General features: G+C 64.2%; 22 protein-coding genes and 1 tRNA gene. 14 read left to right on the top strand and 9 right to left on the bottom strand.

Annotated elements, in window-relative coordinates; genetic code table 11:
- Window positions 1–73 precede the first annotated feature (73 nt).
- From BM374_RS08470 to BM374_RS08450, 5 genes are read right to left on the bottom strand one after another with little or no spacing between them, the layout of a single operon-like run.
- Window positions 74–1060 (bottom strand): cation diffusion facilitator family transporter, encoded by a 987-nt coding sequence (locus BM374_RS08470; protein WP_177248179.1) that lies wholly within the window; start codon window positions 1058–1060, stop codon window positions 74–76.
- A gap of 2 nt (window positions 1061–1062) precedes the next feature.
- Window positions 1063–4275, bottom strand: a complete 3213-nt coding sequence (locus tag BM374_RS08465) for an efflux RND transporter permease subunit (protein WP_092290922.1) — start codon at window positions 4273–4275, stop codon at window positions 1063–1065.
- A complete protein-coding gene (gene ihpB / locus BM374_RS08460; protein WP_092290920.1) occupies window positions 4268–5236 on the bottom strand; it encodes a divalent metal ion exporter adaptor subunit IhpB in 969 nt (322 codons plus the stop codon). The genes BM374_RS08465 and ihpB overlap by 8 nt, the downstream gene beginning before the upstream one ends.
- Window positions 5233–6507, bottom strand: a complete 1275-nt coding sequence (gene ihpA, locus BM374_RS08455; protein ID WP_092290918.1) for a divalent metal ion exporter subunit IhpA — start codon at window positions 6505–6507, stop codon at window positions 5233–5235. The genes ihpB and ihpA overlap by 4 nt, the downstream gene beginning before the upstream one ends.
- A gap of 56 nt (window positions 6508–6563) precedes the next feature.
- Window positions 6564–6929 (bottom strand): hypothetical protein, encoded by a 366-nt coding sequence (locus BM374_RS08450; RefSeq protein ID WP_244552555.1) that lies wholly within the window; start codon window positions 6927–6929, stop codon window positions 6564–6566.
- Between the two features lie 372 nt (window positions 6930–7301).
- Here BM374_RS08450 and BM374_RS08440 point away from each other — a divergent pair, with 372 nt between their 5' ends.
- Window positions 7302–8195 (top strand): hypothetical protein, encoded by an 894-nt coding sequence (locus BM374_RS08440; protein WP_092290915.1) that lies wholly within the window; start codon window positions 7302–7304, stop codon window positions 8193–8195.
- A 12-nt stretch (window positions 8196–8207) separates the two neighbouring features.
- Here BM374_RS08440 and pepT read toward each other — a convergent pair whose 3' ends face one another.
- From pepT to BM374_RS08420, 4 genes are all read right to left on the bottom strand, one after another.
- Entirely contained in the window at window positions 8208–9455 is a 1248-nt protein-coding gene (gene pepT / locus BM374_RS08435) for a peptidase T (RefSeq protein ID WP_092290914.1), read from the bottom strand.
- 110 nt (window positions 9456–9565) lie between these two features.
- Window positions 9566–9880: an HU family DNA-binding protein gene (locus tag BM374_RS08430; RefSeq protein WP_092290913.1), complete on the bottom strand. Its 315-nt coding sequence runs from the start codon at window positions 9878–9880 to the stop codon at window positions 9566–9568.
- A 189-nt stretch (window positions 9881–10069) separates the two neighbouring features.
- Window positions 10070–10146: transfer RNA gene (locus BM374_RS08425), tRNA-Asp, on the bottom strand.
- 162 nt (window positions 10147–10308) lie between these two features.
- Window positions 10309–10512 carry a hypothetical protein gene (locus tag BM374_RS08420; protein WP_092290912.1) on the bottom strand — a complete coding sequence of 68 codons (204 nt, stop codon included), beginning with the start codon at window positions 10510–10512 and terminating at the stop codon, window positions 10309–10311.
- 213 nt (window positions 10513–10725) lie between these two features.
- On the opposite strand from BM374_RS08420, the gene BM374_RS08415 reads away from it, so the two are divergent.
- The 13 genes from BM374_RS08415 to nuoH all read left to right on the top strand — a co-directional run bounded on the left by BM374_RS08415 (window position 10726) and on the right by nuoH (window position 24856).
- A complete protein-coding gene (locus BM374_RS08415) occupies window positions 10726–11628 on the top strand; it encodes an alpha/beta fold hydrolase (protein WP_092290910.1) in 903 nt (300 codons plus the stop codon).
- Window positions 11629–11921: 293 nt separating this feature from the next.
- Entirely contained in the window at window positions 11922–14171 is a 2250-nt protein-coding gene (locus BM374_RS08410; RefSeq protein WP_177248178.1) for a TonB-dependent siderophore receptor, read from the top strand.
- 16 nt (window positions 14172–14187) lie between these two features.
- Window positions 14188–15324, top strand: a complete 1137-nt coding sequence (locus BM374_RS08405; protein ID WP_092290906.1) for a PepSY-associated TM helix domain-containing protein — start codon at window positions 14188–14190, stop codon at window positions 15322–15324.
- Window positions 15325–15801: 477 nt separating this feature from the next.
- Entirely contained in the window at window positions 15802–16167 is a 366-nt protein-coding gene (locus BM374_RS08395; protein WP_092290902.1) for an NADH-quinone oxidoreductase subunit A, read from the top strand.
- Window positions 16158–16745, top strand: coding sequence for a NuoB/complex I 20 kDa subunit family protein (locus tag BM374_RS08390; RefSeq protein WP_177248177.1), 588 nt, complete (start codon window positions 16158–16160; stop codon window positions 16743–16745). Before BM374_RS08395 ends, BM374_RS08390 begins: the two co-directional genes overlap by 10 nt.
- Before the next feature lie 11 nt (window positions 16746–16756).
- Window positions 16757–17362, top strand: a complete 606-nt coding sequence (locus tag BM374_RS08385; protein WP_092290898.1) for an NADH-quinone oxidoreductase subunit C — start codon at window positions 16757–16759, stop codon at window positions 17360–17362.
- 10 nt (window positions 17363–17372) lie between these two features.
- Window positions 17373–18569 carry an NADH-quinone oxidoreductase subunit D gene (locus BM374_RS08380; protein WP_092290896.1) on the top strand — a complete coding sequence of 399 codons (1197 nt, stop codon included), beginning with the start codon at window positions 17373–17375 and terminating at the stop codon, window positions 18567–18569.
- The gene (locus BM374_RS08375; protein WP_177248176.1) at window positions 18569–19531 is read left to right on the top strand and encodes an FkbM family methyltransferase; all 963 of its coding nucleotides are present in this window, start codon (window positions 18569–18571) and stop codon (window positions 19529–19531) included. The genes BM374_RS08380 and BM374_RS08375 overlap by 1 nt, the downstream gene beginning before the upstream one ends.
- 10 nt (window positions 19532–19541) lie before the next feature.
- Entirely contained in the window at window positions 19542–20153 is a 612-nt protein-coding gene (gene nuoE / locus BM374_RS08370) for an NADH-quinone oxidoreductase subunit NuoE (protein ID WP_092290892.1), read from the top strand.
- A complete protein-coding gene (locus tag BM374_RS08365) occupies window positions 20153–20356 on the top strand; it encodes a hypothetical protein (protein ID WP_092290890.1) in 204 nt (67 codons plus the stop codon). The genes nuoE and BM374_RS08365 overlap by 1 nt, the downstream gene beginning before the upstream one ends.
- Window positions 20357–20371: 15 nt before the next feature.
- The gene (nuoF, locus tag BM374_RS08360; protein WP_092290888.1) at window positions 20372–21697 is read left to right on the top strand and encodes an NADH-quinone oxidoreductase subunit NuoF; all 1326 of its coding nucleotides are present in this window, start codon (window positions 20372–20374) and stop codon (window positions 21695–21697) included.
- 5 nt (window positions 21698–21702) lie between these two features.
- On the top strand, window positions 21703–23778 hold the full coding sequence (gene nuoG, locus BM374_RS08355) for an NADH-quinone oxidoreductase subunit NuoG (RefSeq protein WP_092290886.1): 2076 nt from the start codon (window positions 21703–21705) through the stop codon (window positions 23776–23778).
- A gap of 10 nt (window positions 23779–23788) precedes the next feature.
- Complete coding sequence (nuoH, locus tag BM374_RS08350) at window positions 23789–24856, top strand: NADH-quinone oxidoreductase subunit NuoH (protein ID WP_092290884.1); 1068 nt, start codon at window positions 23789–23791, stop codon at window positions 24854–24856.
- Window positions 24857–24861 lie beyond the last annotated feature (5 nt).

The raw sequence follows: 24861 nt of genomic DNA, 5'->3' as shown, positions 1-24861 counted from the left end.
CAGAGTCTTTCCACGGAGGGATCTGGATTGCTTCGCTACGCTCGCAATGACGGGTGATAGAGAGGAGCCTACATCACACCACATCGTCAGGCGCCAGGGCGCAGCCATTGTCCGGATGCGTCTCGACCTGGAGCGTGGTGTGGCCGATACGGAAGGTCGTCTTCAGCATCCTTGCCGTTTCCATCAGGAATGCATCGGCAGTGCCTGACGGCATTACGAGATGGCAGGTCAGCGCTGTCTCGGTGGTCGAGATCGGCCAGACGTGGAGATCGTGGATGGCCGATACGCCCGGCCGAGCCAGCAAGAACGTCTTGATGGCGACGAGATCAGTGCCCTTGGGCGCTGCCGCCATCGACATGTCGATGGAGCCGCGCAAGAGGCTGGTGGTGCTCCAGAGGATGCTGGCGCAGATGACGAGGCTGGTCACGGGGTCGAGCCAGAGAAAGCCGGTCCAGATGATCAGCGCCGCCGAGACGACGACGCCGAGAGAGATCGCAGCATCGGCCGCCATGTGCAGATACGCGCCCTCGATGTTGATGTCGTCCTTGCGTCCGCTGGCAAACAGCATCGCTGTAAAGCCGTTGATGAGGATGCCGATGCCGGCGACCACCATCACGGTCACGCCCGCGACCGGCTCCGGCTCGCGCAGCCGCAAAATGGCTTCCCAGCCAATCGCGCCGGTTGCGACCAGCAGGAACACCGCATTCGCCAGCGCAGCCAGAATCGTGGAGGCGCGGAAGCCATAGGTGAAGCGACCGCTCGGAGCGCGCCGCGCCGCAATCGAGGCGCCCCAGGCCACGACCAGGCCGAGCACGTCGGACAGATTATGGCCGGCGTCGGCGAGCAGGGCGGTGGAATTGCCGAGATAGCCGTAGACGGCCTCGGCCACGACCAGCGCGGTGTTGAGCGTAATGCCGATCGCGAACGCCCTGCCAAAATTGGCGGGCGCGTGAACATGGGCATGACCATGACCGTGCGCATGGCTGTGGTCGTGGCCATGATCGTGCGCATGATCGCCGTGGTCATGGTGATGATGACCGTGATGGTCGTGGTTGCCCAAACCTAGAGCTCCCCGGAGTCAGCCAAATCAGGCGCCATTGTAGGCGTTTCGCCTGCGCCGTCACGTCGGAACAACACGTAGAGCGCAGGTAGCACCAGCAATGTCAGGACGGTCGAGGAGATGATGCCGCCGATCACGACGGTCGCAAGCGGCCGCTGCACCTCGGCGCCGGCGCCGGTGGCGAGCGCCATCGGCACGAAGCCAAGCGAGGCGACCAGCGCAGTCATCAGGACCGGACGCAGCCGCGTCAATGCGCCCTCTTGCACAGCCTTGGCAACAGATTGCCCTTCGCGGCGCAGACGCTCGATGAAGGCGATGATGAGGAGGCCGTTGAGCACGGCGACGCCCGACAGCGCGATGAAGCCGACCCCGGCGCTGATCGATAGCGGGATACCGCGCAGCAGCAGCGCCGCGACGCCGCCGGTCAGCGCCAGCGGCACACCGGAGAACACCAGCGCCGCATCCGCCACCGATCCCATGCCCATGAACAGCAGCAGGAACACCAGCAGCAGCGCCACCGGTACGACGATCGTCAGCCGTTTGCTGGCGGAGACCAGTTGCTCGAACTGGCCGCCCCAGCCAATCCAATAGCCCGGCGGCAGCTTGACCTTCTCGGCGACGGCAGCTTGCGTTTCTGCCACGAAAGATCGCAGGTCGCGGCCGCGGACATTGGCCATCACCACCACGCGGCGCTTGCCGTTCTCGCGGCTGATCTGGTTGGGGCCGGGCGCGATCTCGATTGCGGCGACGGAGGACAGGGGCACATAACGAAGCGCGGCGCCCGATGCACCCGACCAGGCGGTCCTGGTGACGGTCGTCGCATCCTCGGCCGGCGGCAGCGGGATCGGCAGGGATCTGATCGCATCGGGATCGACCCGCAGGCTCTCCGGCAAGCGCACCAGGATATCGAAGCGGCGGTCGCCCTCGAACAGCTTTCCGACCGGCTTTCCGCCGATCGCGATCTCGACGAGGTTTTGCACCTCGCTCAGGCTGAGGCCGTAGCGCGACAGCGCCTGGCGGTCGAGCTTGACGGTGAGGATCGGCAGGCCCGCGATCTGCTCGATCTTGACGTCGGCTGCCCCATCGATGCCGCGGACCACGCCGTTGACCTGCTGGGCGATGCCGGCGAGCACATCGAGATCGTCGCCGAAAATCTTGACGCCGACGTCGCTGCGGATGCCGGCGATGAGCTCGTTGAAGCGCATCTGGATCGGCTGTGTCATGCCATAGGCGGTGCCGGGCAGGGTGTTGGCGGCGCGCTCGAGTTCGGCGACCACCTCGTCCTTCGGCCTGGCCGGATCCGGCCATTGGTCGCGCGGCTTCAGCGTGACATAGGTATCGGCGACGTTCGGCGGCATCGGATCGTTGGCGATTTCGGCGGTGCCGATCTTGGAGAAGATAATCGCGACTTCAGGCACCTGCTTGATTGCCTGCTCCAGCCGAAGCTGCATGTCCACGCTCTGGGTCAGGCTGGTTCCGGGAATCCGGATGGTCTCGATGGTGATGTCACCTTCATCGAGGCTCGGAATGAACTCGCCCCCCATGCGCGTTGCGGCAAGCAGGCTGCCGGCAACGATCAGCACGGCACCGAGCGCAACGCTGCGGCGATAGCGGATGGCACGGTCGAGCAGCGGCACATAGATCCGCTTGGCCGCGCGCATGAAGATGTTCTCCGTCTCGGAGACTTTTCCGGTGACGAAGATCGCGATTGCAGCGGGGACGAAGGTGACCGATAGCAGCGCGGCCCCTGCCAGCGCCATCAGCACGGTCAGTGCCATCGGCGTGAACATCTTGCCTTCAGTCCCCGTCAGGGTCAGGACCGGAAGGTACACCACGGCGATGATGAGGGTGCCGAACAGGCTCGGCTTGATGACTTCGCTGCTGCCGTCGCGGATGGTCTGGAGACGTTCGTCCAGGCTCAACAGGCGGCCGCGCCGGTGTTGCTCGGCTGCCAGCAGCCGCAGACAGTTTTCGACGATGATGACCGCGCCGTCGATGATGATGCCGAAGTCGATGGCGCCAAGGCTCATCAGATTGGCGCTCACCTTGCTCTCGACCATGCCCGTGACCGTGAACAGCATGGAGAGCGGAATGACGCAGGCCGTGATCAGTGCCGCGCGGAAGTTGCCGAGGATCAGGAACAGCACCGCGATCACCAGCGCCGCGCCCTCGACGAGATTCTTCTCGACGGTCTGGATGGTCGCTTCCACCAGATGAGTGCGGTCGTAGACCGCGCGCGCGATGACGCCATCCGGCAGCGATTTCGCGATCTCGCCCAGCCTTGCGGCGACGCGCTGGGCTACAGTGCGGCTGTTCTCGCCGATCAGGAGCATGGCGGTGCCGAGCACGGTCTCGTTTCCGTTCGCTGTCGCTGCGCCGGTGCGCAGGTCCTGGCCTTCGCTGACTTCGGCGACGTCGCGGATGCGCACCGGCACGCCGCCGCGCGAGCCGATCACGATGTCGCGGATGTCGGCAATGTCAGCGACCTGGCCGGGCGCGCGAACCAGATATTGCTCGCCATTGCGCTCGATATAGCCGGCGCCGACATTGGCGTTGTTGGCGGCGAGCGCGGTCATGATGTCGCGGAAGCCGAGCTTGTAGGCCATCAGCCGGCCGGGAATCGGCAGCACGTGGAATTGCCGCTCATAGCCGCCGATGGAGTTGACCTCGACCACGCCGGGAATGGTGCGCAGCTGGGGCTTGATGATCCAGTCCTGAATGGTGCGGAGCTCTGTCGGCGTGAACGCGGTGCCCGCAGGCGACTTGGCGCCGGCTTTGGCCTCGACCGAATAGACGTAGATCTCGCCGAGCCCGGTCGAGATCGGCCCCATCGCGACCTCCGTGCCTGCAGGAAGCTGATCCTTGGCCTGCTGGATGCGTTCGTTGACGAGCTGGCGCGCGAAATAGATGTCAGTGCCGTCCTGGAACACGACGGTAACCTGGCTCAGCCCATAGCGCGAGATCGAGCGGGTATAATCGAGCCTGGGCAGGCCACCCATCGCGGTCTCGATCGGGAAGGTGATGCGCTGCTCGGCCTCGAGCGGCGACAAGCCGGGCGCGCGCGTGTTGATCTGGACCTGCACGTTGGTGACGTCGGGCACGGCATCGATCGCCAGGCGGCTGAAATTCCACACTCCGAAGGCGCCCGCCGCGAGCGCCAGCAGCACCACCAGCCAGCGCTGGCGGACCGAGAAGGAGAGGATCGCGTCAATCATGGTCCGCGTCTCCCTTGCCCATTTCGGCCTTCACGACAAAGCTGTTCTCGGCGACGTAATGCTCGCCGGCGGAGAGGCCGGCGCGAATCTCGACGAATTTCGGATCGGAGTCGCCAATCTCGACCGGGCGTGCTTCGATCTTGTCCTTGTCCTCCCGGACGAACACGATGGTCTTGCTCTCCAGCGTCTGGATTGCGCTGCGGCGCACGGCAACCGCGACATTGCGAGCGGCGAGGATCAGCCGCGCGGTGACGAACAGACCGGGACGCAGGCGTCCGTCGGGATTTGGCAGCACCACGCGCGCAAGGGCGGTTTGGGTCTCGCTGCTGCCGATCGGTGCGATGTAGGAGATGGTGCCCTTGATCTCGCCGCTGAAGTCATCGGGGTCGATCAGCACTTCGTCATTGAGGCGGACACGCTTGAGGTCCTGGCGGTAGATCGACAGATCGACCCAGATGGTCGAGAGATCGGCGACGACGAAGGCCGGCTTCTGCTCGGAGGCATATTCGCCGAGCGAGATCTGCCGTTCGATGATGGTGCCAGGGATCGGCGCCTTCAACTCGTAGACGGTCAGGCTCTGGTTGCTCTCGATGGTGGCGAGCAGTTCATCCTTGCCAATCTTGTCGCCGATCCGCTTCTGGATGGATTTGGCGAGCCCCGGGAAGCGCGGCGTCACCTGCACCACGGTCTCCTGGTTGGCGCGCAGGATGCCGTTGAAGGAGAGCGTATCGGTCAGCGTCGCGCTCGCGGCTTTCTCCAGGGTGGCGCCGGCCGCTGCCAGCTTGACGTCGGAGACGCGGATACGGTCGGCGCCGTGCTCGTCCTGTTCGACATGGTCGTTCGGCTTCTTCTGCTCGGTATGCTCGATGGGGGTAACCGCGGTGGGGACGAGCAGGGAGTAGACGTAACCGCCGAGCGCGGCGGCAACGATCGCAACCAGCAGCGTGGATGGTGTCTTCATCGCGCACTCTCCCGGGCCAGGGCAAAGGGATTGCCGACGAGGCCTTCGATGGTGGCAACGCCGGTATGGAAGTTCTGCAGCGCCTCCTGCTCACGCAGGCGCGCCTGCGTGAGGCTCGCCTGGGCATCGAGCACTTCGAGCAGCGTGAAGCGGCCCTGACCGTAGCCTTGCGCGATTGCGTCGGATGCTTCGGCCGCCTTGGGGATCGCTGTCTCGCGCAGCACCGCAAGCTCGTGCAGGGAGCCCCGCAGCGAGTCGTAGGCGCGGCCGGCGACCACGATCAGGGTATTGCGGTTGGCTTCGCGCTCGGCACGGGTCTTGGCGAGACTCTCCTGCGCCGAGAGGATGTTGCCCTGGTTCTGGTCGAACACGGGGATCGGCACCGAGACGGAGAGGCGGACCGCGTCGTCATTGGTCTCGTTGAAATGGCGCCAGCCGGCGGCGATGCGCACATCGGGATAAGGCTTGAGCCGTGCCATCAGAAGCTCGGCATTGCGCTGGGCATACACGGCGGTCCAGCGCACCAGCTGCGGGTTGGCATCGATGGCGGCAACGACCGACTGGAAGGTCGGCGGCCGTCCCGTCGTGTCGAGCCGACCGGAGACCTCGCCGAATTTCGCGGAGAGATCGCCCATCAGCACCGCAAGCTCGCGCCGGGCGCTGGCCAGCGTCGCCTTGAAGCGCTCGCGGTCGGCTTTCACCAGGGCGGAGGCGACCTCGGCGCGCCCGGTTTCGGCCGGCGAGGAGGCCCCGGCCTCGACACGGCGGCGCAAGAGCGGCGTCAGCTTGTCGATCGCCGTGATCTGCTCGTCGAGGATCTGGATGCGCCGCTGCGCGCCGAGCACGCCGAGGAAGGCGATCGCGGTCTCCGACAGCACCTCCAGCCTGATCGCCTTGCGCTGGATCGCGGCCACCTCGATGCCGGCGGTTCCGGCCGCAACCCGCGCCTCGCGCTTGCCGAACAGCTCGAACGCCTGGCTGATCTGGAGCGTGGTCTCGGCGGATCGCGTCCCTCGGTATTTGCCGGAGCCGAAGGAATCGTCCTGCTCATAGGACAGTTCCGGATTGAGCAGGGTGCCCGCCTGAATGCGCTGGCCCGACGCGATGCCGATATCGCGCTCGGCCGCCGTCAGGCGCGGGCTCGCCGCCAGCGCACGCGTCAGTGCCGCGCGCATCGTGAGAGTCTGGGCGTGGGCGTGCTGCGTCAGCCAGGGGCTGACGACAATCGTCATCGCGCACGCCAGGCGCGCGGCAGTCCATCTGCAAGACATGAAGGTGACCTGTGAACAAGAGCATCAAAGGCGCGCGCGGCGCCCGGCTGATCAGTTCAGGTCGGGAATTTGGGGGGCGGGGAGTCGGTATCGGGTGCAATGCCGATCAGCGAAGGCGCGCGCTGGGAGACCGGGGTGGCAAGGATGTCCGTCGCGATTTCGGACTGCACCGACTGCGCGACGGCGACCGAGAAGCAGCCGTGGCAGTGATGGCCGCCGAGCGCCTTATGATCGCCGTGGCCACCAGGATCGTTGTCGAGGGTCGATGCCATCTCCGAGCCGCCCGAGGGGCTGGTGACATCGATATCGTGCGCCCCATGGAGCACACCGGACAGCAGATACACAGTCGCGACCAGAACAGCCACAAACCCGCGCCAGTTGCGCAAGACGTGAAGGCTGTCAAAGCGGCGGATCGCGGTCACTGTTGCGCCCAGGTTGCTGATCCGCTTCGCCTAGCATGGCAGCTGGAACAGTGTCGACCCGCAATATTATTACGTCCCGGGAACTCAGTGTCGCACGCGCCACATACGAAAAGGCCCCAGCCCGGGGCTGACCGGCTGAGGCCTTTTGTGCTCACAATTTTTCATCCTCGGGACTCGAACAGAACAATCCGCAGCACCTGGGTTCGTTCCGCACCTGAATGTAAATTTAGGAACGTTTGTTGGTCCCCCTCATTACCGCCCCGGAGCCTTTGAGGAGGATGGGACTATGGACGGACTGATCTATCTGATCGGCCTGATCGTCGTGATCATGGCAATCTTGTCGTTCTTCGGCCTGCGCTAGAGAGAAATGCAATGGCCATTGAAACGCTGGTGCAGGACAATTTGATGGAAGGCGGCCTTGTCGCCGCCGAGGAGCGACGGAGCATCCAGTGGAGCTCCGTCATCGCCGGCGCTCTCGCGTCCGGCGCAATGTCGTTCATTCTGGTCAGCTTCGGCGTGGCCATCGGCCTTGGCGTGAGTTCGGCTTCGCCGACGTGGCGCGATGCATCGGCCGCGTTGGCACTGCTGTCGGGGCTGTATCTGATCATCCAGGCGATCATCAGTTTCGGTTTCGGCGGCTACATCGCCGGCCGGATCGTGCGTCCTGCGCCTGCGCTGGCTACGATCGAGGATGACGGCGAGCGTCGCGATGGGCTTCACGGACTGACGTCCTGGGCGTTGGCCGTGCTGATCGGTGCGGCGCTGCTGGCGATCATCGGTGCTGCCGCGGTCGAACGCTCGCCGATGCGCAGCGGCGCCGGGAACACGACAGCCGCCGAGCCGCTGCTCAGCTACGAGCTGGACAAGCTGTTCCGCGCGCCGCGGCGACCGCCCAACACCGACATGCGGGAAGCCCGTGCCGAAGCCGGGCGCATCCTGATGACATCATCGAGCCATAACGGCGTCAGCGTCGACGATCGCAACTATCTCGTGCAACAGGTCGCTGCGCTGACGGGATTAGGGGCGCCGGACGCCGAGCGGCGCGTCGATGCATCGATCGCCGACTCCCACACCGCGATTAGTCGCGCCCGGCGCAATTCGGTCATCGTTGCCTTCTCGGTTGCCGCGGCAGCCCTGATCGGTGCCGCCGTGGCCTGGGCTGCGGCCGTGGCCGGCGGGCGGCACCGCGACGGCGAGCCGCTGCCGAACTGGATGGCGAGCTCGAACCGCTTCCATCGCGGCCGGCGGGCGATGCCGGTGCCATAAGAGAAGGCTGGCTTACGCCTTCTCTTCCCAGATCATCGCGAGATGCACGATGGTCTGGACGGCCTTTTCCATGTCCTGCCGGCTGACCCATTCGAGCCGCGAGTGGAAGGCGTGCTCGCCGGCGAAGATGTTCGGGCAGGGCAGGCCCATGAAGGAGAGCCGCGAGCCGTCGGTGCCGCCACGGATCGCGGTGCGCATCGGGCGCAGCCCCGCACGGTGGATCGCCTCGATCGCATATTCGAGGATGTGCGGATGACGGTCGATCACCTGCTTCATGTTGCGGTACTGCTCCCGCACCTCGAACCTGTAGGTCGAGCGCGGGTACTCCTTCATCACGTCCTTGACGATGCTCTCGAGCAGGACCTCCTTCTCCTTCAGGCCCTCCTCGGTGAAGTCGCGGACGATGAAGGAAAGAGTCGCCTGTTCCAGCGCGCCTTCGACGCCGACGGGATGCAGAAAACCCTGCTTGCCTGACGTCGTCTCCGGAGAGCAGCCTTCCTTTGGAAGGCGCTCGACGATGGCAGCCGCGATCTTGATCGCGTGCTCCATCTTGCCCTTGGCATACCCGGGATGGGCGCTGACGCCTGATATGGTGATGGTGGCGCCATCGGCCGAGAACGTCTCATCCTCGACTGAGCCCGCGCTCTCGCCGTCCATGGTGTAGCCGAAATCGGCGCCCAGCTTCTTGATATCGACATTGTCGACGCCGCGGCCGATCTCCTCGTCCGGCGTGAACAGGATCTTGATGGTGCCGTGCTTCACATCCGGATTGTTGATGAAGAAATGCGCGGCATCCATGATCTCGGCGACGCCGGCCTTGTTGTCGGCACCTAACAACGTGGTGCCGTCGGTGGTGATGATGTCGTTGCCGATCTGGTTCTTCAGCGCGGGATGTTCAGTGAAGCGGATCACCTGACTCTGATCGGCCGGCAAGATGATGTCGCCGCCGCGATAATTCTTCACGATCTGCGGCTTGACGTCCTTGCCGGTAACATCGGGCGAGGTGTCCATGTGCGAGCAGAAGCAGATCACCGGCACTTTCTTGGGTGTGTTGGCCGGGATCGTTGCGTAGACGTAGCCGTAATCGTCGAGGTGGGCGTCGGCGATGCCCATCGCCTTCAGCTCGGTGACGAGCAAACGGCCGAGATCCTTCTGCTTTTCGGTGGATGGCGAAGCCGGGGAATTCGGATCGGACTGGGTGTCGATGGTGACGTAGCGCAGGAAGCGCTCGGTCACGGTATGCGCGAAGGTCAGGGACATTTCTGGTCAAACCGCCAAGTCTTTTGGGGGAAGGCAGGCAGTATATCAGAAAAGCAGGCCACGTTGCGGCCTGGGCCGGGCGCGGATCAGGCTTAACGAAGCGTAAGCGCTCAGATCGCCTCCTTTAGTTCCTTGACCGGGCGGAAGGCGACCTTCTTGCTGGCCTTGATGTGGATGGCCTCGCCCGTGGCGGGATTGCGGCCGGTGCGGGCGGCACGCTTGCGGACCTGGAGGATGCCGAGACCGACGATGCGGACACGATCGCCCTTCTTGAGGTGCTTGGCGATCAGGTCGACCATGTCGGTCAGGACGGCCTCGGCCCGCTTCTTCGACAGGTCCTGGCTTTCCGCAATGTCGGCCGCCAGGTGCTTGAGCGTGATCGTGGCCGGAGCAGCTGCCTTCTTCGCCGAATCCTTCTTCGCCATCTCGGGCCTCCTCGATGCAGGGGAAACCCAAGCAAAAGCATGGGGTTCCTGCCCAGTCGTTTGCAGACGTAAACGATTCGGGCGCAGGCTGACTATGCCGCGCGTTCCCGCTGGACGCGGGAAATCGCCGGCGCAGTCGCCAAAGGCGTCGGAGTTTCCAGGCTAAGGCTATGGAGGGATTGCCAAAAATGGCGCGAGAGACGGGGCTCGAACCCGCGACCTCCGGCGTGACAGGCCGGCGCTCTAACCAACTGAGCTACTCCCGCGTGACGCGTATGTGTCCGCGCGGAACGAGGGGGGACTTAAAGGGGGGACATGGTGAAGTCAAGGACGTTGCGCTTGGCGGAGGCGTCTCATCTAAGCATTGCGCTGGAAAACGAAAAAGGCCGCCCGGAGGCGGCCGTCGGTCAGCCGAAAGCGGACGCGGTTCAACGAATCTCCGAGGCGCCCGAGCTTGTGATCGCCATCGGCTTGCCGGCCTTGATCACGTGGGTCGATTGGGCGGTCTGGCTGTAATCGGCGTTGGTGCGGGCTGCGATCCCGAAGGCGGCCACTGCGATGCCGGCCACCAGCGCCACCACCACGATCTTCAGGTGGGTCCCCCGATCTGCAGAGTGAATTGAGTGGTTCATCGAAGCCTCCCGACGGGCTTGGGCGCCGTCTGTAGGCTGATGTCTTAAGGGGCATCTGTTTCCGGATCGTTTCGCGGGTTCCGCAAAATGGTTTCATCAGCCGATTTCACCGCTCCGCCGAGCAGTCTTACCTGTCGCGTAATCGCACAGGCCCAATCCCTTCGGCATGATCTCTCCCATCGACCGCTAACCATTCCGCAAGGGAGAAGCACGATGAACCGTCAAAACGTCCTCGAAGCGCCGCTGTTTGGTACCGCCTTGGCCGCAGCGTTAGGCGCCGGCGCGCCGGCAGCTCCGGCGGTTGCGCAATCGCCCTTTGTCACGGCCAAGGACGGCACAAAACTGTTCGTGCAGGACTTCGGCAGCGGCAAGCCGGTGCTGCTGCTGACGGCCTGGACTTTCGACGCCAGCACCTGGGGCAGCCACATCGCAGCTCTCAATGAAAAGGGCTTCCGCTGTGTTGCGCCCGACCGGCGTGGGCACGGCCGGTCCGAGCTGCCGTCATCGGGCTACGACCTGGACACGCTGACCGATGACGTCGCTGCCATCATCGAGGCGCGCGACCTCCGCGACGTCACCTTGGTCGGTTTCTCCATGGGGACCATGGAGGCGGTGAACTATCTGGGCCGCTACGGATCGGACCGGATCGCACGGCTGGTGCTGGTTGCACCGACGACGCCATTCCTGGTCAAGACCGAGGACAATCCGGACGCGGTCCCGAGGGCCATGATCGAGGCAGACAACGCGGCCGTCGCACGCGACTTCGCCGAATGGATTGCGGCGAATGAATCGCCGTTCTTTCTTCCCGAGACGCCCGAGATCACCCGGACCTGGATCCGCCAGATGATGCTGAGGGTGCCGCTGCCGGTGGCGCTGGCATGTCGCAAGACCATCTCTTTCTCCGATCTCCGTTCCGCCGCCGCCAGAATCGATCTGCCGACGCTGATCCTCCATGGCGACAAGGATGCCAGCGCGCCGCTGCCATTGACGGGCGCCAAGACTGCAAAGCTGATCAAGGGCAGCAAGCTGATCGTCTACGAGGGCGGTCCGCATCCGCTGCCGTTGACCCATGGCGAGCGGCTGATCGGAGACATGCTCGCCTTCATGAGCGCTTAGTTGGCGCGTTCCGATATCGTCGCGGATGGTCCGCGCCGGAGCTGCCCTTCAGCGCTTCGTTGACCATTCCCACGACGAGCGAGCAGACTCCCTGACCGAAGCAGGTCGCGGTGAGTGCTGACCGACCGGATATCTCCGAAATTATTGGATCGCCTCTAAGAGCTCTTCTAAGAGCCTTTCAATTAGGGATATCGCGCGCGCTCCCCTAAGCGTCACCCCATCGCATGCCGTCGCGGGACAGGCGGCATGACGTATCAAATGCACATTTGGGTGGCGTGTTGAACAGTCTTGGAATGCTGCGGTCGGCCGTGTTGGTGACGGCATCCGCTTGGGTCTTGATGCCGGAGGCATCGCTCGCACAATCGTCGGGGCAGGGTGGTGCGCAGAGCCTGCCACCGGTGACGATCGCGGCGCCGGAGCCGCGCCGCCGCGCAGCCGCACCCGCGCCGCGTCGTGCGGCAAGCCAGGCGCCGACCGCGAACAGCCGCAAGCCGCAGCCTCAGCGCAATGTCGGCGTCGTCGAGACTCCGCGCAGCCCGGTGCAGGGCTACGTGGCCAGACGCAGCTCGTCCGGAACCAAGACCAACACGCCGATCATGGAGACGCCGCAGGCAGTGTCGGTGATCGGCGCGGAGCAGATCCGCGATCAGAAGCCGAACAAGCTCGACGAGGTGTTGCGCTACACCGCCGGCGTGCGCGCCGGCACGTTCGGCGCCGATACGCGTAATGACTGGTGGCTGATCCGCGGCTTCAAGTCCGACGACGTCGGCCTGTTCCTCGACGGCATGCAGCTGTTCTACACATCCTATGCGAGCTGGAAGCTCCAACCCTCGAACATGGAGCGGGTCGAAGTGCTGCGCGGCCCATCGGCCGTGCTGTATGGCGGATCGAGCCCGAGCGGCATCGTCAATGTCATCAGCAAGATGGCGCCGGCGGAGCCGATCCGTTACGTCGAAACCGGCGTCAACAATTTCGGCAACGCCTATGTCGGCTTCGATGTCGGCGGGCCGGTCGCGACGAACTCAGAAAACCGCAAGCTGTTTTACCGTCTCGTCGGTCAGGTCCAGAACGGCGGCACGCAGGTCAACTTCACGCCCGACAACAACTACTTCGTCGCGCCGTCCGTCACCTGGAAACCGGACGCCGACACCAGCTTCACGGTGCTGGCCTCAGCCTCGAAGCAGGACACCCGCGGCATCAACTTCCTGCCGTATCAGGGCACGGTGACCAACGCGCCGTTCGGCAAGATCCCGACCCGCTTCTTCGCCGGCGACCCCAACGTCGACAAGTTCACGCGCGAGCAGGAGATGCTCGGTTACCAGTTCGAGCGCAATCTCACCGATGATCTCACGTTCCGGCAGAATGCGCGCTTCGCGCATATCGACCTGACCTATCGCGGCTTCATCGGCAATGGTTGGGACAATATCAACGCGGCCAGCATGGCCCGCTACAATTGGTATGCGAAGAACACCGCCAACCAGGCCAATCTCGACAACCAGCTGGAGTATCGCTTCGACATCGGCCCGGTGAAGCACACCATGCTGTTCGGGGTCGATCTGAAAGGATATCAGATCGACGATTACCAGGCGTTCAACTTCGGCACGGTGCCGCCGATCAACCTGTTCAATCCCGCCTATGGTCTCGACATCCCGATCACCGGTGCGCCGTTCCGCAATTTCCTGATCACGCAGAAGCAGGCCGGCACCTACGTGCAGGACCAGATGAAGCTCGGCAATTTCACGCTGGTCTTGAGCGGCCGCAATGACTGGGTCGAGACGACGCAGGCTGCGCGCGATACCGGCGCAATTGTGGCCCAACGCGACGACAGCAAATTCAGCGGACGCGCCGGGCTGATCTACAATTTCGACAACGGAATTGCGTCCTACATCTCCTACGCGACGAGCTACAATCCGATCATCGGGCTCAATGCGCAGAACCGATTGTTCCTGCCGGAAACCGGCCGGCAGGCGGAGATCGGCTTGAAGGTCGCGCCGAAGGGATTTGACGGCTACTTCACCGCCTCGGTGTTCGACTTGAAGCGTCAAAACGTGGCAACCACCGATCCGTCGAATGTCCTGCTGCAGAACCAGACCGGCGAGGTGACCTCGCGCGGCATCGAGTTCGAAGCGGTGGCCAACGCCACCAGGGAGCTGAGGTTGATCGGCAGTTTTACTGCCTACCATCTCTTCACCAGCAAGGACCTCGATCCGTCGCTGATCGGCAAGACGCCGACCAATACGCCGGACATGCTGATCTCGGGCTGGGCGGACTACACCTTCAAGGACGGTCCGCTGGAGGGATTCGGGTTTGGCGGCGGCGTGCGTTACGTCGGCTCGTCCTGGGCCGACACCGCCAACACGCTCGAGGTTCCCGCGGTGGTGCTCGGCGACCTCGCGCTGCACCACGAATGGCAGAACTGGCGCACCGCGCTCAACGTGGTCAACCTGACCGACAAGATCTACGTCGCGAGCTGCGCTTCTGCCTCGTCCTGCTTCTACGGCGACCGCCGCCGCGTCACTGCCAGCGTCTCCTACAAATGGTGAAGCAGGGGAGGCCTTCGTGAGAGCGCGCACGGTCAGGCTCTGGTCCGTGGTCCACACCTGGACCAGCCTGATCTCGACGCTGTTCCTGCTGTTGCTCTGCCTGACCGGTCTGCCGCTGATCTTCCATCACGAGATCGATGAGCTGCTGGGCTACGCCCCCCGGCCCGAAGCTCATGCGGGCGCGGCGCGTGCGACGCCCCAAGTCGTCGCCGCCGCCGCGCTCGCCGCCGATCCCGGTCGTGTCCTGCAATATGTTTCCTGGGACAAGGACGAGCCCGGGATCGTGATGGCTTTCACCAACGGCGCGCCTGATGGCGCGCCCGACAATGCGACCATGCGCGCCTTCGATGCCGTTTCAGCCAAGCTGCTCGGGCCGGTCGGCATCGGGCCGATGCTGATCGTGCTCAAGCTGCACACCGACATGTTCGCTGGCCAAGCTGGGAAGTTGTTCCTCGGCACGATGGGATTGCTGTTTGCAGCAGCCATCGTGTCCGGCGTGGTGCTGTACTGGCCGTTCACCCGCCGCCTACGCTTTGCCACCATCCGTGACAGCGCCTCCCACCGCGTCCGCTGGCTCGATTGGCACAATCTGATCGGCGTCGTGACGCTCGCCTGGGCGCTGGTGGTGGGCCTGACTGGCGCCGTCAACACCTGGGCCGAGCTGATGCTCAGCCAATGGAAGGCAACCGAGCTCGCCAGCATGGTCGCGCCCTATGCCGGCAAGCCGCCGCCCGTCCATCTCGCCTCGCTCGACGACGTCGTGGCGTGCGCCAAGCTGGCCGCACCCGGCACGGAGGTGGCCTTCATCGCGTTCCCGGGGACGCCGTTCACGTCCTCGCACCATTTTGCAGCCTTTATGCGCGGCGACACGGCTTTGACCGCACGGCTGCTCAAGCCGGTGCTGCTCGACGGCGAAACCGGGGAGGTGGCCGATGTCAGGGCGCTGCCGCTCTATCTCCAGGCGCTGCTGATCTCGCAGCCGTTGCATTTCGGCGATTATGGCGGGATGCCGCTCAAGGTCATCTGGGCCGCGCTGGATGGGCTCACCATCGCCATGATCGGCAGCGGGCTCTATCTCTGGCTGGGACGGCGGCGGAAGCGGCGACCTGGCCGCAGCGATGCATTCGCCGGACGAGCCCCGGTCCCGTCGTGATGCATGGCTCCTCTGACCGCGCGCGCCTGTGGATACGTGTCTTTGCGGCACCTATCCTGCTCGCAACGGCGACCATCATTGGCCTGCTGGCTGCATTGCTCTGGGGAACGACCGGCCAGTATGTCGCCTGGGTGACAGTCGGGGCGCCCGTCGGGGTCGTTGGCTGGGTTTGGATGCGGGGCCGCAGCCAAAAAAACGGGCCAATTTTGCCGACGATCCCAGCCAAATAGCGCCCGCGACGGCTGCGCCGCAATCTCAAAGCTGCTATCCTGCAAAACCGCGGCTGCCCTTGTCGCGTCAGGCGATCTGCTCCATACCAGCCGCGGGGTGATTCCGGGATTTCCACCGGTCTGGGAGCAGCAAAGGGCGTGAAAAGACCGTGTCTTGCGCCCATTGGTGCACTGCGCTAAGGCTCAGAATAATTCCAAATCGGACGAATCCGTGGCTGTCCCGAGGCTGCGGGAAAAGGGCTCGTCAATGAGCGGCATTCTACAGAACTATCTTCCACTCGTCGTATTCATAGGGGTAGCTGCTATCATCGGCCTCGTGCTGCTGATCGCGCCCTTCATTGTGGCGTTCCAGCAGCCGGACCCGGAAAAGCTGTCGGCGTATGAGTGCGGTTTCAACGCCTTCGACGACGCCCGCATGAAGTTCGACGTCCGCTTCTATCTGGTCGCCATCCTCTTCATCATCTTCGACCTCGAGGTGGCGTTCCTGTTTCCCTGGGCGGTGGCGTTCGGCAAGCTCGGCGCGACCGGCTTCTGGTCCATGCTGGTGTTCCTCGCCGTGCTGACGGTGGGCTTCGCCTATGAATGGAAGAAAGGGGCACTCGAATGGGATTGAACCCTGCATCGTCCTCAGGTCCGGCGATCGCGCCGGCCCCCAAGGGCATTCTGGATCCGTCGACCGGCAAGCCGGTCGGGGCCAATGATCCGTTCTTCCTCGAGGTCAATCACGAGCTGTCCGACAAGGGCTTCTTCGTCGCCGCGACCGACGACCTCATTACCTGGGCTCGTACCGGCTCCTTGATGTGGATGACCTTCGGGCTCGCCTGCTGCGCGGTCGAGATGATGCAGGTGTCGATGCCGCGCTACGACGTCGAGCGCTTCGGCTTCGCCCCGCGTGCTTCGCCCCGCCAGTCCGACGTGATGATCGTCGCCGGCACGCTCACCAACAAGATGGCGCCGGCGCTGCGCAAGGTCTACGACCAGATGCCCGAGCCGCGCTACGTCATCTCCATGGGCTCCTGTGCCAATGGCGGCGGCTACTATCACTATTCCTACTCGGTCGTGCGCGGCTGCGACCGCATCGTGCCGATCGACATCTACGTGCCGGGCTGCCCGCCCACGGCGGAAGCGCTGCTTTACGGCGTGCTGCTGCTGCAGAAGAAGATCCGCCGCACCGGCACCATCGAACGCTAAGGTTTTACGTCATGGACGACGCCAAGCTCGACGCCCTGGGGCAGACGATCGTGAGCGCGCTTCCGGGCGCCGCCATCGGCTATCAGGTCGCCTTCAACCAGCTCACGGTTGATGTCGAGGTCAGCAAGATCGTCGAGGTGGTCAAGTACCTCCGCGACGATCCGAACTGCCGTTTCGTCAACTTCACCGACATCACTGCGGCCGATTATCCGTCGCGCGAAAAGCGCTTCGACGTGATCTATCACTTCCTGTCACCGACCCTGAACACCCGCATCCGTCTCAAGGCCCAGGCCGACGAGACCACGCAGGTGCCGTCGCTGATCGAGGTATTCCCGGGCGCGGACTGGTTCGAGCGCGAAGCCTACGACCTCTACGGCGTCATCTTCGTCGGCCACCCAGACATGCGCCGCATCCTCACCGATTACGGTTTCGAGGGGCACCCGCTGCGCAAGGATTTTCCGCTGACCGGCTTCCTCGAGGTCCGCTACGACGACCAGGAGAAGAGGGTGGTGTACGAGCCTGTCAGGCTCAACCAGGAATTCCGCAAGTTCGATTTCCTCTCGCCGTGGGAAGGGGCGGACTATCCGCTTCCCGGCGATGAGAAGGCGAAGCAGTGAGTAGCGCGTCATGAACGAGCAACCCGAGAACCTTCGCAACTTCACCATCAATTTCGGCCCGCAGCATCCGGCGGCGCACGGCGTGCTGCGCCTCGTGCTGGAGCTTGACGGCGAAGTCGTCGCACGCGTCGATCCTCATATCGGCCTGCTTCATCGCGGCACCGAGAAGCTGATCGAGCAGAAGACTTATCTGCAGGCGATCCCGTATTTCGACCGGCTCGACTACGTCGCGCCGATGAACCAGGAGCATGCCTTCTGCCTCGCGGCCGAGAAGCTGCTCGGCATCGAGGTGCCGCGCCGCGGCCAGCTGATCCGCGTGCTCTATTGCGAGATCGGCCGCATCCTCTCGCATCTTCTGAACGTCACCACGCAAGCGATGGACGTCGGCGCGCTGACCCCGCCGCTGTGGGGTTTTGAAGAGCGCGAGAAGCTGATGGTGTTCTACGAGCGCGCCTCGGGCAGCCGCATGCACGCAGCCTATTTCCGCGTCGGCGGCGTGCATCAGGACCTGCCGCAGAAGCTGATCGACGACATCGAAGCCTGGTGCGATCCGTTCCTGAAGGTCGTTGACGACCTCGACCGGTTGCTCACCGCGAACCGCATCTTCAAGCAGCGTAACGTCGACATCGGCGTGGTGCCGCTGAAGGAAGCTTGGGAGTGGGGTTTTTCGGGCGTGATGGTGCGCGGCTCGGGCGCGGCCTGGGATCTGCGCAAGTCGCAACCCTATGAATGCTATGCCGAAATGGATTTCGACATTCCGATCGGCAAGAACGGCGACTGCTACGACCGCTATCTGATCCGCATGGAAGAGATGCGCCAGTCCGTGCGCATCATGAAGCAGTGCATCCAGAAGCTGAATGCGCCTGACGGGAAGGGCCCCGTCGTCGTCGAGGACAACAAGGTCGCGCCGCCCCGTCGCGGCGAGATGAAGCGCTCGATGGAAGCGCTGATCCACCACTTCAAGCTCTACACCGAAGGCGTTCACGTGCCGGAAGGCGAGGTCTACGCCGCGGTCGAGGCGCCCAAGGGCGAGTTCGGCGTCTATCTGATCTCGGACGGTACCAACAAGCCCTACAAGTGCAAGATCCGCGCGCCGGGCTTTGCGCATCTTCAGGCGATGGACCACATCTGCCGCGGCCATCTGCTCGCCGACGTCTCGGCCATTCTCGGCTCCCTCGACATCGTGTTCGGCGAGGTCGATCGGTGATGGCGCAGGCGCCAATCCAGTTTGACCGTGCCTCAGGGGCCCTTGAAGGGGCCAACCTGTGGGAGCGGACGGCTGCCTTGGCGCTGGTGACGGGATCGAAGATCTCCTCGCACTTCTCGCATATGGGCTACATCGCCTGCGCCAATCTGCTGCGGAAGACGCTGCCGGAGCGCAACATCGCGATCAGGCTCAATCCCGATGCGGTGTTCGAATTTCCCTACGGCGACGGCTATTGGAGCAAGCTGCTCAATCGCGCGTACAATTACGAGGACGAGCTGGAGCTGCTGTTCGCGGACTCCATCGACGTCGACTACACGCTGCTCGATTGCGGCGCGAATTACGGCTATTGGTCGGTGCTGGTGTCGAGCAAGCCGTTCGGTTCGCACAAGGCGATCGCGATCGAGCCGTCGGGCCAGAACTATCCGAAGCTCGCAAATAATGCGCGCGTGAACGGCAACCGCTTCGAGACCATGAAGTGCGCGATCGGTGCTGCGCGCGGCACCGCGCGTCTGTCAGGCACCAAGCACGAGGCCTTCAGCATCGCCGGCGCACCATCCGACGGCGGCGAGGACGTGCCCGTTCTTGCGCTCGATGATCTCATCGACGACGGCAAGATCGCGGCGTCAGGCAAGTACCTGATCAAGCTCGACGTCGAGGGGGTCGAGATCGAGGCGATCAAGGGCGGCGCCCGGCTGCTCCAGGCCGACAGCGTCATCATGTGCGAGGAGCACGGCAGCGACCGCTCGCATGCGGTGTCGCGCTATATTCTCGAACAGACCCCGCTGAAGCTGATCGTGTTCGATCCGCGCAGCAACCGGATGGAGACCGTGACCGAGCTGTCGATCCTCGATCGCATCAAGGTCTCCACCCATGTCGGCTACAACGTTTTCGGCACCGCAAGTGCGTTCTGGCAGGACAGGATCGATGCCCTGAATGCGAAAAACGCGCGCCGCATGCAGTGAGAGATAACAGATGTCCGTTCGCCGATTAGCACCGAAGGAAGTCCAGCCCGCGAGCTTTGCGTTCACGGAGGAGAACCTCGCATTCGCGAAGCAGCAGATCGCGAAATATCCGACCGGACGCCAGGCCTCGGCCGTCATCGCCATCCTCTGGCGCGCGCAGGAGCAGAACGAGGGCTGGGTGTCGGAAGCCGCGATCCGTGTCATCGCCGACATGCTCGACATGCCCTATATCCGCGTGCTCGAAGTCGCGACCTTCTACACGATGTTCCAGCTCGCACCGGTCGGCAAGAAGGCCCACGTCCAGGTCTGCGGCACCACGCCGTGTCGCCTGCGCGGCGCCGAAGATCTGATCCATGTCTGCGAGAGCCGGATCCATCACGATCCCTTCCATCTGTCCAAGGACGGCAATTTCAGCTGGGAAGAGGTGGAGTGCCTGGGTGCTTGCGTGAACGCACCGATGGTATTGATCGGCAAGGACACCTATGAGGACCTGACCACGGAAACCTTTGGCAAGGTGCTCGACGGGTTTGCCTCCGGCAATCCGCCGAAGCCCGGTCCGCAGAACGGCCGCCAGTTCTCCGCACCGGTGGGCGGCCCGACCACGCTGAAGGAGACCTCCTGATGGGTCTTCCGTCTCACGCGAAGCAGGGGAGCGAGGCCGTGAAGAAATGGGGCTTCGTCGCCATGCACGCCGCGCTCGCGGCCGCCTTCATGTTCCTGCTGCAGCGTTTCGCGATGAACGCGTCGCAGGAATCCAGTCTGCTCTGGGCGCTGACCTTCGCCGTCTGCGCCGCCGGGCTTGCCTACAAGCAGGCCAACCGTTGATCGGAAAGCACTGATATGCTCGAGGACAAGGACCGCATCTTCAAGAACCTCTACGGCCTCCATGATTGGGGGCTCGAGGGTGCGCGGCGCCGCGGCGCCTGGGACGGCACGAAGAACATCATCGACAAGGGCCGCGACTGGATCATCAACGAGATGAAGGCGTCGGGCCTGCGCGGCCGCGGCGGAGCCGGCTTCCCGACTGGTCTGAAATGGTCCTTCATGCCGAAGGAATCGACTGACGGCCGGCCGAGCTATCTCGTCGTCAACGCCGACGAATCCGAGCCCGGCACCTGCAAGGACCGCGAGATCATGCGGCATGATCCGCATCTCCTGGTCGAGGGCTGCCTGATCGCCAGCTTCGCGATGAACGCGCACACCTGCTACATCTACGTCCGCGGCGAGTTCATCCGCGAGCGCGAACGCCTCCAGGCCGCGATCGATCAGGCTTACGACGCCAAGCTGGTCGGCAAGGACAACGTCAACGGCTGGCCGTTCGATATCTACGTCGCGCATGGCGCCGGTGCCTATATCTGCGGAGAAGAGACCGCGCTGCTCGAAAGCCTCGAGGGCAAGAAGGGTCAGCCGCGCCTGAAGCCGCCGTTCCCGGCCAATGTCGGCCTGTTCGGTTGCCCGACCACGGTGAACAACGTCGAGTCGATCGCGGTCGCGCCCGACATTTTGCGGCGTGGCGCCGCCTGGTTCGCCGGCATCGGTCGTCCGAACAATGTCGGCACCAAACTCTTCTGCATCTCCGGCCATGTCGAGCGGCCCTGCAATGTCGAAGAAGCCATGGGCATTCCGTTCCGAGAGCTGATCGAGAAACATTGCGGCGGCATCCGCGGCGGCTGGGGCAACCTCAAGGCCGTGATCCCCGGTGGCTCGTCGGTGCGCATGGTGCCGGCCGAGCAGATCATCGACACGCCGATGGATTTCGACAGTCTGAGCAAGCTGCGCTCGGGCCTCGGCACCGCGGCCGTGATCGTGATGGACAAGTCGACCGACCTGATCCGCGCCATCGCCCGCATCTCCTATTTCTACAAGCACGAGAGCTGCGGCCAGTGTACGCCGTGCCGCGAAGGCACGGGTTGGATGTGGCGCGTGCTGACCCGCATGGCCGAAGGTCGCGCTCACAAGCGCGAGATCGACATGCTGCTTGAGGTCACCAAGCAGATCGAGGGCCACACCATCTGCGCGCTCGGCGATGCGGCTGCCTGGCCGATCCAGGGCCTGATCACGCATTTCCGTCACGAGATCGAGGCGCGCATCGACGAATATTCGCACAAGGCCGATGTCGACGACATCGGCGTCCGCGATCCCGTGAACATGGTCGCGGCGGAGTAAGAGACATGACCAAGCTCATCATCGACGGCAAAGAGATCGATGTCCCCGCCGAATACACGCTGCTTCAGGCGTGCGAGGCGGCCGGCGCCGAGATTCCGCGCTTCTGTTATCACGAGCGCCTGTCGATCGCCGGCAATTGCCGGATGTGCCTCGTCGAGGTGAAGGGCGGCCCGAAGCCGGTCGCATCTTGCGCCTGGGGCGTGCGCGACTGCCGTCCGGGCCCGAAGGGTGAGCCGCCGGAGATCTCCACGCGTTCGCCGATGGTGAAGAAGGCGCGCGAAGGCGTGATGGAATTCCTTCTCATCAACCATCCGCTGGACTGCCCGATCTGCGACCAGGGCGGCGAGTGTGACCTGCAGGACCAGGCGATGGGCTATGGTGTCGACACCAGCCGCTTCGCCGAGAACAAGCGGGCAGTCGAGGACAAATACCTCGGAGCGCTGGTCAAGACCTCGATGAACCGCTGCATCCAGTGCACGCGCTGCGTTCGCTTCTCGGCGGAAGTCGCCGGCGCTCCCGAGATGGGCGCCACGGGCCGCGGCGAAGACATGGAGATCACGACCTATCTCGAGCACGCGCTGACCTCGGAACTGCAGGGCAATCTCGTCGACATCTGCCCGGTCGGTGCGCTGACCTCGAAGCCCTATGCGTTCGCGGCGCGTCCCTGGGAGCTCGGCAAGACCCAGTCGATCGACGTCATGGACGGCGTCGGATCGGCGATCCGCGTCGATACCCGCGGCCGCGAGGTGATGCGCATCCTGCCGCGCATCAACGAGGCAGTGAACGAGGAGTGGATCTCCGACAAAACGCGCCACGTCGTCGACGGCCTGCGCACCCAGCGGCTCGACCGGCCCTATATTCGCGCAGCTGGCAAGCTGCGCGCGGCGAGCTGGCCCGAAGCCTTTGCGGCGATTGCGGCCAAGGCGGCGCGCACCGACGGCAAGCGCATCGGCGCGATCGCGGGCGACCTCGCCGGCGTCGAGGAGATGTTCGCGCTGAAGGATCTCTTGGCAAAATTCGGCTCGGCCAATCTGGCGGTGCAGGGCGGCGACGCCTTCGATCCCGCGCTCGGCCGCGGTTCCTACATCTTCAATCCGACGCTGGCGGGAGTCGAGCAGGCGGACGCGCTGCTCATCATCGGCGCCAATCCGCGGAAAGAGGCGGCCGTGTTCAACGCCCGCATCCGCAAGCGCTGGCGCACCGGCGGCTTCAAGGTCGGCGTGATCGGTGCCAAGGCCGATCTCACTTACGATTACGATCATCTCGGCGCGGGCACCGAGACGCTCAGCGACCTTGCGGCCGGCAAGCACTCCTTCATGAACGTGCTGAAGAACGCCAAGAACCCGATCATCCTGGTCGGCGCCGGCGCGGCCACGCGCCACGACGGCGCTGCCATTCTCGCGGCCGCCGCCAAACTCGCGCTCGACATCGGCGCGGTGAAGGACGGTTGGAACGGTTTTGGCGTGCTGCACGAGACGGCCTCCCGCGTCGGAGCGCTCGACATCGGCTTCTCCGCGTCGGGCGGTGGCCTGAATGCCGCGCAGATGACGACCTTCGGCACGCTGGACCTCCTGTTCCTGCTTGGCGCCGACGAGATCAACGCGCCGGACGGAACCTTCGTCGTTTATATCGGCACTCATGGCGACCGCGGCGCGCACCGCGCCGACGTGATCCTGCCTGCAGCCGCCTACACCGAGAAGTCGGCGATCTACGTCAACACCGAAGGCCGCGTGCAGATGACCGGGCGCGCCGCGTTCCCGCCGGGCGAAGCCCGCGAGGACTGGGCGATCATCCGCGCGCTGTCGGAAGCGCTCGGCAAGAAGCTCAGCTACGACTCGCTCAGCGCGCTGCGCCAGGCGGTCTTCAAGGCCGTGCCGCACCTGATCCGTCTCGATCAGATCGAGGCCGGCTCGGCCGACCAGATCAAGAAGCTGGCGGGGAAAGGCGGCTCGCCGGAGAAGGCGCCGTTCAAGCCTCTGGTCGACGACTTCTATTTGACCAACCCAATCGCGCGTGCCTCCGCCGTCATGGCGGAATGCTCGCGTCTCGCCTCCGGGCACATGCTGACCGCAGCGGAGTGAGCGTGATCTGATGGAATTCTTCGAAAGCGCATTCTGGACCGGTTTCCTCTGGCCGCTGATCATCATGATCGCCGAGAGCGTGCTCGTGCTCGTCGTCCTCCTGGTCGCGATCGCCTACATCCTGCTCGCCGACCGCAAGATCTGGGCGGCGGTGCAGATTCGCCGCGGCCCGAACGTGGTCGGCCCCTGGGGCCTGTTCCAGTCCTTTGCCGACCTCCTGAAGTTCGTGCTGAAAGAACCGATCATTCCGTCGGGCGCCAACAAGGGCGTGTTCCTGCTGGCGCCGCTGGTGTCCTGCGTGCTTGCGCTCGCGGCCTGGGCGGTGATCCCGACCAATCTCGGCTGGGTGATCTCCGACATCAATGTCGGCATCCTCTTCATCTTCGCGATCTCTTCGCTGTCGATCTACGGCATCATCATGGCCGGCTGGTCGTCGAACTCGAAGTACCCGTTCCTGGCCGCGCTGCGCTCGGCGGCGCAGATGGTGTCCTATGAAGTCTCGATCGGCTTCGTCATCATCACGGTGCTGCTCTGCGCCGGCACGCTGAATCTCTCGGCCGTGGTGGAGGCGCAGCATGCCCGCGGCCTCGCCAGCCTGATCGGGTTGCCGCAGCTGACCATTCTGAACTGGTATGTCTGGCCGCTGTTTCCGATGTTCGTGGTGTTCTACGTCTCGGCGCTGGCCGAAACCAACCGGCCTCCCTTCGACCTCGTTGAAGCGGAATCCGAGCTGGTCGCCGGCTTCATGGTCGAATACGGCTCGACGCCGTATCTCCTGTTCATGCTCGGCGAGTATGTCGCGATCGTCACGATGTGCGCGATGGCGACGATCCTGTTCCTCGGAGGCTGGCTGCCGCCGGTGGACCTGCCGCCCTTCAACTGGGTGCCGGGGATCATCTGGTTCTCGCTGAAGCTGTTCTTCATGTTCTTCCTGTTCGCGATGGCAAAGGCGATCGTGCCGCGCTACCGCTACGACCAATTGATGCGTCTCGGCTGGAAGGTGTTCCTGCCGCTGTCGCTCGCGATGGTGGTCGTGGTGGCCGGCGTGCTGCAATTCGCCGGCATCGCGCCGAAGTGAGGGCC

This window comes from Bradyrhizobium sp. Ghvi, assembly GCF_900115265.1.
Lineage (GTDB): Bacteria > Pseudomonadota > Alphaproteobacteria > Rhizobiales > Xanthobacteraceae > Bradyrhizobium.
Note: the sequence above shows the minus strand (reverse complement) of the source record. Positions and strands in the feature narration are given on the sequence as shown.

What these genes read in the sequence shown, in the direction of transcription:
- ihpB (WP_092290920.1), bottom strand. Translation starts at nt 5,236, where the DNA reads ATGAAGACACCATCCACGCTGCTGGTTGCGATCGTTGCCGCCGCGCTC.
- BM374_RS08385 (WP_092290898.1), top strand. Translation starts at nt 16,757, where the DNA reads ATGGACGACGCCAAGCTCGACGCCCTGGGGCAGACGATCGTGAGCGCG.
- BM374_RS08440 (WP_092290915.1), top strand. Translation starts at nt 7,302, where the DNA reads ATGGCCATTGAAACGCTGGTGCAGGACAATTTGATGGAAGGCGGCCTT.
- BM374_RS08395 (WP_092290902.1), top strand. Translation starts at nt 15,802, where the DNA reads ATGAGCGGCATTCTACAGAACTATCTTCCACTCGTCGTATTCATAGGG.
- pepT (WP_092290914.1), bottom strand. Translation starts at nt 9,455, where the DNA reads ATGTCCCTGACCTTCGCGCATACCGTGACCGAGCGCTTCCTGCGCTAC.
- BM374_RS08380 (WP_092290896.1), top strand. Translation starts at nt 17,373, where the DNA reads ATGAACGAGCAACCCGAGAACCTTCGCAACTTCACCATCAATTTCGGC.
- BM374_RS08415 (WP_092290910.1), top strand. Translation starts at nt 10,726, where the DNA reads ATGAACCGTCAAAACGTCCTCGAAGCGCCGCTGTTTGGTACCGCCTTG.
- BM374_RS08365 (WP_092290890.1), top strand. Translation starts at nt 20,153, where the DNA reads ATGGGTCTTCCGTCTCACGCGAAGCAGGGGAGCGAGGCCGTGAAGAAA.
- BM374_RS08375 (WP_177248176.1), top strand. Translation starts at nt 18,569, where the DNA reads ATGGCGCAGGCGCCAATCCAGTTTGACCGTGCCTCAGGGGCCCTTGAA.
- BM374_RS08390 (WP_177248177.1), top strand. Translation starts at nt 16,158, where the DNA reads ATGGGATTGAACCCTGCATCGTCCTCAGGTCCGGCGATCGCGCCGGCC.
- BM374_RS08430 (WP_092290913.1), bottom strand. Translation starts at nt 9,880, where the DNA reads ATGGCGAAGAAGGATTCGGCGAAGAAGGCAGCTGCTCCGGCCACGATC.
- BM374_RS08420 (WP_092290912.1), bottom strand. Translation starts at nt 10,512, where the DNA reads ATGAACCACTCAATTCACTCTGCAGATCGGGGGACCCACCTGAAGATC.
- ihpA (WP_092290918.1), bottom strand. Translation starts at nt 6,507, where the DNA reads ATGTCTTGCAGATGGACTGCCGCGCGCCTGGCGTGCGCGATGACGATT.
- BM374_RS08410 (WP_177248178.1), top strand. Translation starts at nt 11,922, where the DNA reads ATGCTGCGGTCGGCCGTGTTGGTGACGGCATCCGCTTGGGTCTTGATG.
- nuoE (WP_092290892.1), top strand. Translation starts at nt 19,542, where the DNA reads ATGTCCGTTCGCCGATTAGCACCGAAGGAAGTCCAGCCCGCGAGCTTT.
- nuoG (WP_092290886.1), top strand. Translation starts at nt 21,703, where the DNA reads ATGACCAAGCTCATCATCGACGGCAAAGAGATCGATGTCCCCGCCGAA.
- nuoF (WP_092290888.1), top strand. Translation starts at nt 20,372, where the DNA reads ATGCTCGAGGACAAGGACCGCATCTTCAAGAACCTCTACGGCCTCCAT.
- BM374_RS08465 (WP_092290922.1), bottom strand. Translation starts at nt 4,275, where the DNA reads ATGATTGACGCGATCCTCTCCTTCTCGGTCCGCCAGCGCTGGCTGGTG.
- nuoH (WP_092290884.1), top strand. Translation starts at nt 23,789, where the DNA reads ATGGAATTCTTCGAAAGCGCATTCTGGACCGGTTTCCTCTGGCCGCTG.